3 protein-coding genes and 1 rRNA gene are annotated in these 7,760 nt (G+C 61.8%); 2 read left to right on the top strand and 2 right to left on the bottom strand.

What is annotated here, in order from left to right; genetic code table 11:
• Positions 1-110: ribosomal RNA gene (locus tag ABR948_RS26225) — 16S ribosomal RNA — on the bottom strand; the annotation flags it as partial.
• Between the two features lie 848 nt (positions 111-958).
• On the opposite strand from ABR948_RS26225, the gene ABR948_RS26220 reads away from it, so the two are divergent.
• Both ABR948_RS26220 and ABR948_RS26215 read left to right on the top strand, forming a co-directional pair.
• Complete coding sequence (locus ABR948_RS26220) at positions 959-3,019, top strand: peptidoglycan DD-metalloendopeptidase family protein (RefSeq protein WP_428123534.1); 2,061 nt, start codon at positions 959-961, stop codon at positions 3,017-3,019.
• A gap of 158 nt (positions 3,020-3,177) precedes the next feature.
• Positions 3,178-4,800, top strand: a complete 1,623-nt coding sequence (locus ABR948_RS26215; protein ID WP_428123531.1) for a Vgb family protein — start codon at positions 3,178-3,180, stop codon at positions 4,798-4,800.
• A gap of 98 nt (positions 4,801-4,898) precedes the next feature.
• On the opposite strand, the gene clpB is transcribed toward ABR948_RS26215, so the two are convergent.
• Positions 4,899-7,538, bottom strand: a complete 2,640-nt coding sequence (clpB, locus tag ABR948_RS26210) for an ATP-dependent chaperone ClpB (RefSeq protein ID WP_428123529.1) — start codon at positions 7,536-7,538, stop codon at positions 4,899-4,901.
• Between the last annotated feature and the right edge of the window lie 222 nt (positions 7,539-7,760).

Here is a 7,760-nt window from a genome sequence, read left to right as displayed (position 1 = left end):
CACGCGTTACTCACCCGTCTGCCGCTGACGTATTGCTACGCCCGCTCGACTTGCATGTGTTAAGCCTGCCGCCAGCGTTCGCTCTGAGCCAGGATCAAACTCTCAAGTTGGACTTGAAACTTCAAACCGGCTGATCACAACGTTTGACGAGGTCCCACCATATTTATTGAACGCGATTCACATCGCGAACAACGATGGTGTAACCTATATAAACGTGTACCGCCGAAGTCTTTCGTCCAGCCTCAATACTTCAAAACCCAAGTCCTAAAACTTAAGCCTTCAAGTAATCGAGACTCGCAAGGACTCCGCCGTCCACGTTTCTCTTTCTTCATCTTCACTTGTCAAACAGCCCGGGTCCAAGGACCCACTTCCATCTCTGGAAGGTCGCGAAGTCCCATTTCGACGGCAAATGACAACCGATTGTCATCGGCTGTTGATTCACTCATCTTAATGAGGAGCTTCACGGGCACGAAAACATGCTTTGACCAAGGGCCAAAGCAGCGCCGCGCTCAGTGGCCGGGTTATAAGCCCCCCCGATCGATGTTGTCAACGGCTGTTGTCAACAAATCGTCGCATCATGCCGCAGAATCTTCAGCGGCCCAGAAGCCTCGATTTTTAAGGACTTTGCGCCGTACTTGAGCCACAATCCTGCGACGTTCTGGCATTACGAATGCATTGAATCGCCGGTGCCGTGGGGGCTGCCGGCATTCAAAACTTAAGGGAACGGCGATCATCCAAGAATTCATCGCCTTTTCCTTGCGGCCGACAACCATCGAGAGATCTGCACATCATAGACGTTCGAGCTTCTGGTCAGCCTGTTGACCTTTGATTCACGAATGTCCACGCGGTACGCCGTGCTCCCGAATTTTCCTTTGAGGGAGCGAATACGGGCCGGAAATGAGTGCAGGCCTTGTCGAATGCCTTGTCGAGTATCGATGGAATTTGGGGGGACGCCGGTTTGAACCACAGGACGTCACGCGGGGGCGGCTACGGGCGCGAGACCGGGATCATTGATCTTGGTCACGAGCCGCCGCTTTCCGTCGATGGCTCCGAAGCCGCGGTAATCGATCGCCGCCGCGTCTCCGTACAATGGTTTAGCGGCACCATCCTGACTGGCTTGTGCGGCGCAGCTCTGATCGGCGGCGCCGTTTTTGCGTCGCTCGACGGCGAAATGACGTTTGCCAAGGTCCCGGAACGCGTCGAAGGCGCGCTGCGGGGCGCGTTCGGCGCCAACGACCCCAAAGCCAGCCTGCACAAGAGCGATCGGCTGCCGCCGCCCGGCGAGTCGACCGCGGCGCGTAACGTGGTGCGGGTTTCAACCGTCACCCGGGTCGGCAACCGTGACGTCATGCGGGTGCGGCCGTTCATCCGCATCTCCGGCAATTTGTCGATGACGACCAGCGATCTCAGCGCCAAGATCCCACCCTTCAACGCGCAGCGCATGCTGAGCGATGTCGGCGCCCCCTCCCCCGCAGCCTCCGACGACCCCAACAATGCTGACGCGGCCGAACCCGATGCCGAGGTTTCCTTCGTCACCAAGGACCTTGCGCCGATCCTGCCCAAAGCCAAGCTCGCCGCGGTAGTCGCGCTCGACGAGGTTCTGATGCGGGTTCGGGATGCCTCGAACTGGCGCGGCAACAGCGGCGGGGTGCGCTACACCGCCCTCGCCAACGCGACGGCCGACGCCAGCGGCGCGCAATCCGACCTTAAAATGGCCTATGCAGCCGAAGGGACCGCCGCCGATCCCTATGCCGGCTTTGAAACCCGGGTGGTCCCGGAAAACGTCACGCTGCTGGCGAAGACCAAAGAACAGGTCGGCAATCCATCCGGCGAACGCCTTCACATGGTCAAGAAGGGCGACACCATCACCTCGATCCTGCGCGAACAGGGCGCTACCCCGGAAGAAGCCAAGGCGATCGCCAACACGCTCGGCGCCCGGGGCCGCGACGGCGGCCTGAAGGAAGGCGAGAAAGTGCGCATCCTGATGGCGCCCGCCGGTCCGGGTGCCGGTCAGCGGCTGCAGCCCTACCGCGTGATCGTCGCCAACGATTCCGCCGTCGAAGCGGTGGCCGCGCTGTCCGATCTCGGCAAATACGTCGCCGTCGACGTGCAGAGCATGAACACCGCCACCGAAACCGCCGACGCCAGCGACGATGACGACGACGACGGGACCGGGGTGCGGCTCTACCAAAGCATCTACGAGACCGCGCTGCGCAACAAGGTGCCGGCGGCCGTGATCGAAGACATGATCCGGATTTACTCCTACGACGTCGACTTCCAGCGCAAAGTGCAGCCCGGCGACTCCTTCGACGTGTTCTTTGCCGGCGAAGACGAGGGCGCCACCATCACCGAAAAGACCGAGGTGCTGTTCGCCTCGCTGACCGTCGGCGGTGAAACCAAGAAATACTACCGCTTCCAGACCCCCGACGACGCCGTGGTCGATTACTATGACGAGACCGGCAAGAGCGCGAAGAAGTTCCTGGTGCGCAAGCCCGTCAACAACGCGATCATGCGATCCGGCTTCGGCAGCCGCCGCCATCCCATCCTCGGTTACGTCAAGATGCATACCGGCGTCGATTGGGCGACAGCCTACGGCACGCCGATTTTCGCCTCCGGCAACGGCGTGGTCGAAACCGCCGGCTGGGAAGGCGGTTACGGCAAATACGTCAAGCTGAAGCACAATAACGGTTACGAGACCGCCTACGGCCATATGTCGGCCTTTGCCAAGGGACTGGAAGTCGGCAAGCGGGTACGGCAGGGCCAGGTGATCGGCTTCGTCGGTTCGACCGGCCAATCGACCGGCTCCCACGTCCATTATGAAATTCTGGTCAACGGCCGCTTCGTCGATCCGATGCGCATCAAGCTGCCGCGCGGCCGTTCACTCGACGGCCCGCTGATGAACGGCTTCGAGAAGGAACGCGACCGTCTTGATGCCATGATGAACAACCGCAATAGCGGCCCGGCACGCGTATCCGATGCCGCCGGCACAGGCGGCGTGCGGCAAATCAGCAATCGCTAAAATCTCCTGAGTTACTCCCCGATATCGTACGGATCCGGCTCCCGCGCGGCGTGTCATTTTTGTGACCGCCACCGCCGTCCTCTGCGGCAAGTTTCGTTTGCCAAGCCGCCCCGGCGGACGAATACTGACGCGATATAAAAAAATCGGGAGGCGGCGTCATGACAAGCAGGCTTGCACTGTATGCGGCTGTCGTAGCGACAGTCCTTTTAAGCGCCGGAGCGTCGGCGCAAACATATGAAGTCACCAAGCTCGTTCCCGGCTCGGCATTCCACGGCGTGCATGGGCTTGGCATAGACAAGGCCGGGCACATGTTCGCCGGCAGCGTTGCGGGGGCCGCACTCTACGAAGTCGATCTCAAAAACGGCACCGCGAAAATTGCGATACCGACTCCCGTAGGCATGGCAGACGATATTGCGTTTGCACCTGACGGCACCATGGCATGGACCGGTTTTCTCACCGGCGACCTCTATTCCCGCAAGGGCGACGGCCCCATCAAGAAACTCGCCTCCGGGCTGCCCGGAATCAACTCTCTGGCTTATCGCAAGGACGGCAGGCTCTATGCCACGACCGTCTTTCTTGGCGACACCCTCTACGAGATCGACATCGAGGGCGTCAAACCCCCGCGCATGATCATGGAGAAGATGGGCGGCCTTAATGGGTTCGAATTCGGGCCGGACGGATTGTTATACGGCCCGTTGTGGTTCAAGGGCCAGGTCGTCAAGGTGGACGTCGACAAGCCCGAACTGACGGTGGTCGCCGATGGCTTCAAGACCCCTGCCGCGGTCAATTTCGATTCCAAAGGCAATCTGTGGGTCGTGGACGCCGCGACCGGCCAGCTGGTTCGGGTCGATCCGAAAACCGGCGCAAAGAAGACGGTCGCTCAGCTCAAGCCATCGCTCGACAATCTCGCGATCGACGACAAGGATCGCATCTACGTCTCCAACATGGCGGATAATGGAATCCAGGAGGTCGATGCCGAAACCGGCGCCGCCAAACAAATCATCATCGGCAAGCTGGCGCTTCCCGGCGGCATCGGCGTCGTCTCCGATAATGGCAAGGACACCATCTACGTCGCCGACGTGTTCGCCTATCGCACCGTGGATGGTGCGACCGGCGAAGTCTCCGAATCCGCGCGAATGCACGCCGTCGGCGTAACGCTGGAATACCCGATGAGTGCCACAGCCAAGGGCGACGACGTGATCCTGTCCAGCTGGTTTACCGGCACGGTGCAGGTGATCGATCGCAAGACCGGGGCGACGCGCGAGATGTTGCACGGTTTCAAAGCGCCGCACGATGCGATCCGGCTCGACGACGGCAGCATTCTCGTCAACGAGCTCGGCACCAAATCGCTGGTTCGCGTCAGCGGCGAGCACGGCAAGGACCGCACCGTGGTGATTGGCGATCTCGCCGGACCGGTCGGACTCGTCGGCGGCCCCAATGAATCGGTCTATCTCACAGAAGCCTTTTCGGGGGAGGTCTCGAAGGTCGAGATCAACGGCGAAAGAACCGTGATCGCCAAGGGCTTGAAAATGCCGGAGGGCATCGCACTGGCGGGCGATGGCACATTGATCGTCGCAGAGGTCGGCGCCAAGCGGATTGTCCAGATCGATCCTGCGAACGGAAACGTCACCGAGATCGCCGGCAATCTGCCGATCGGGCTTCCAGCTACGCCGGGAGGGTTGCCGACCAACATTCCAACCGGCGTCGGGATCGGCGCATCAGGCACGATCTACTTCTCATCCGACATCGAGAACGCGATCTACAAGGTAACAAAAAAGTAGATTCTCGCTTGCGCGAACGCAGGCCAGCGGGCGTAGACGCGGTCATGCCCGGGGACAAGCCCGGGCATGACGACGCTGGATAGGATTCAGCCGCGACCTCAGTTCAGCTTCCGCTTCGGCACCGGCGCCTCGAACTGCGCGATCTCGGCGGTCTGCGGCGCCTTGCCGTTGAAGGTCAGCACATTGCCCTGCGTTGAAATGGCGACGCGGTCGCCATCCTTCACGTCACCGGCGAGGATCATCTCCGCCAGCGGGTCCTGCAGGTGACGCTGGATCACCCGCTTCAAGGGCCGCGCGCCATAGGCGGGGTCCCAGCCCTTGGCCGCCAGCCAGTCGCGCGCCGCGGCGTCGAGGGTCAGCACGATCTTGCGCTCCTCCAACAGCTTTTGCAGCCGGCCGAACTGGATCTCGACAATCCGCCCCATCTCGCTCTTCTGCAGGCGGTGGAACAGGATGATCTCGTCGACCCGGTTGAGGAATTCGGGACGGAAATGCGCGCGCACCGTCCCCATCACCTGCTCGCGCACCGCGGAGGTGTCCTCGCCTTCCGGCTGGTTGACCAGGAATTCCGAACCGAGATTCGAGGTCATGATGATCAGCGTGTTGCGGAAGTCCACGGTGCGGCCCTGACCATCGGTCAGACGGCCGTCGTCGAGTACCTGCAGCAGCACGTTGAAGACATCGGGATGCGCCTTTTCGATCTCGTCGAACAGCACCACCTGATAGGGCCGCCGCCGCACCGCTTCGGTGAGCGCGCCGCCCTCATCATAGCCGACATAGCCCGGAGGCGCACCGATCAGGCGCGACACCGAATGCTTCTCCATGTATTCGGACATATCGAGGCGCACCATCGCGGTCTCGTCATTGAACAGATATTCGGCCAGCGCCTTGGTCAGTTCGGTCTTGCCGACGCCGGTCGGGCCCAAGAACATGAACGAGCCCATCGGACGATGGGGATCCTGCAGCCCGGCGCGCGAACGGCGCACGGCGGTCGCGACCGCATGAACCGCTTCAGCCTGGCCGACGACGCGGTTGCCGAGGCTGTCTTCCATCCGAAGCAGCTTGTCCTTTTCGCCCTCAAGCATCTTGTCGACCGGCACGCCGGTCCAGCGCGATACCACCTGCGCGATGTGATTGGCGGTGACCGCCTCCTCCATCATCTCGCCGGAATTTTCCTTGGCTTCGATCTCGGCAAGCCTCTTCTCAAGCTCGGGAATCCGGCCATAGGCCAGTTCACCGGCACGCTGATATTCGCCGCGGCGCTGGGCGTTGGCGAGCTCGATGCGCAAGCCGTCAAGCTCGCTCTTGAGCTTCTGCGCGTTCGACAGCTTGTTCTTTTCAGCACTCCAGCGCGAGGTCAGGGCCGCCGACTTCTCCTCGAGTTCGGCGAGTTCCTTTTCCAGCGTCTGCAGGCGGCTTTTCGAGCCGGCATCGGTTTCCTTTTTCAGTGCTTCCTGCTCGATCTTCAGCCGGATGATCTCCCGGTCCATCGAATCGAGCTCTTCCGGCTTGGAATCGACCTGCATCTTCAGCCGCGCCGCGGCCTCGTCCATCAGGTCGATCGCCTTGTCCGGCAAAAATCGATCCGTAATGTAGCGGTTCGACAGCGTGGTCGCCGCCACCAATGCGGAATCGGTGATGCGTACGCCGTGGTGCTGCTCGTATTTGTCCTTCAGGCCGCGCAGGATCGAGATGGTATCCTCGACCGTCGGCTCGGAAACGAAGATCGGCTGGAACCGGCGCGCCAGCGCGGCGTCTTTCTCGACATGCTTGCGGTACTCGTCGAGCGTGGTGGCGCCGATGCAATGCAATTCGCCCCGCGCCAGCGCGGGCTTGAGCAGATTGGACGCATCCATCGCGCCGTCGGCCTTGCCGGCGCCGATCAACGTATGCATCTCGTCGATGAACAGGATGATGCTGCCCTCGGCCGAGGTGACTTCCTGCAGCACGGCTTTCAGCCGCTCCTCGAACTCGCCGCGGTATTTTGCACCCGCGATCAGCGCACCGAGGTCGAGCGACAGCAGCTTCTTGTCCTTGAGACTTTCCGGCACGTCGCCATTGAGAATCCGCAGCGCCAGACCTTCGACGATCGCGGTCTTGCCGACGCCGGGCTCGCCGATCAAGACCGGATTGTTCTTGGTGCGGCGGGAGAGCACCTGAATGGTCCTGCGGATTTCCTCGTCGCGCCCGATCACGGGGTCAAGCTTGCCGTCGCGGGCCGCTTGCGTCAGGTCGCGCGAATATTTCTTGAGCGCGTCATAGGCGTTCTCCGCCGTCGCACTGTCGGCGGTGCGGCCCTTGCGCAGGGCTTCGATCGCAGCGTTGAGGTTCTGCGGCGTGACGCCGCCCTTCTTCAGGATGCCGCCGGCATCGCTGTCTTTCTCCAGGGTCAGCCCCAGCAACAGCCGCTCGACGGTGACAAAACTGTCGCCGGCCTTTTCGGCGGCTTTTTCCGCGGCATCGAACGCGCGCGCCAGTTCCGGCGCGAGATAAACCTGACCCGCGCCGCTGCCGGAAACCTTCGGCAGCTTGCCCAGCGCGTCTTCGGTCGCCTTGAGGATCGCGCGGGAATGGCCGCCGGCGCGGTCGATCAGACCGCCGGCGAGACCCTCGCTGTCGTCCAGCAGCACTTTGAGCATATGCAGCGGCGAAAACTGCTGGTGGCCGTCGCGCATCGCCAGCGATTGCGCCGACTGGATAAAGCCGCGCGCGCGCTCGGTGTATTTTTCAATATTCATGGGTATTCCCTCAGCCTGCCGCTCCGCCCCGAAAGCACGGAGACAGCATCTTCATTGGGTTTCCGCAGGCCGCATTGACATTCCTCAACCGGCCGGCGGTCGCGTCGCCGACGTTCACGCCGGCTTGAGGCAGATGTGGGAACAGGGTTCCGGAAACGGAAGAGGGAACCTCACAAATTCGTGTGCGGTGGCGCCCCGTCGCGGAATCTCTTAAGAAAGCGG

Source organism: Bradyrhizobium sp. (assembly GCF_050014615.1).
Taxonomy (GTDB): Bacteria; Pseudomonadota; Alphaproteobacteria; order Rhizobiales; family Xanthobacteraceae; genus Bradyrhizobium.
The sequence above is the reverse complement of the archived record's forward strand: the minus strand, read 5'-3'. Positions and strand labels throughout refer to the sequence as shown.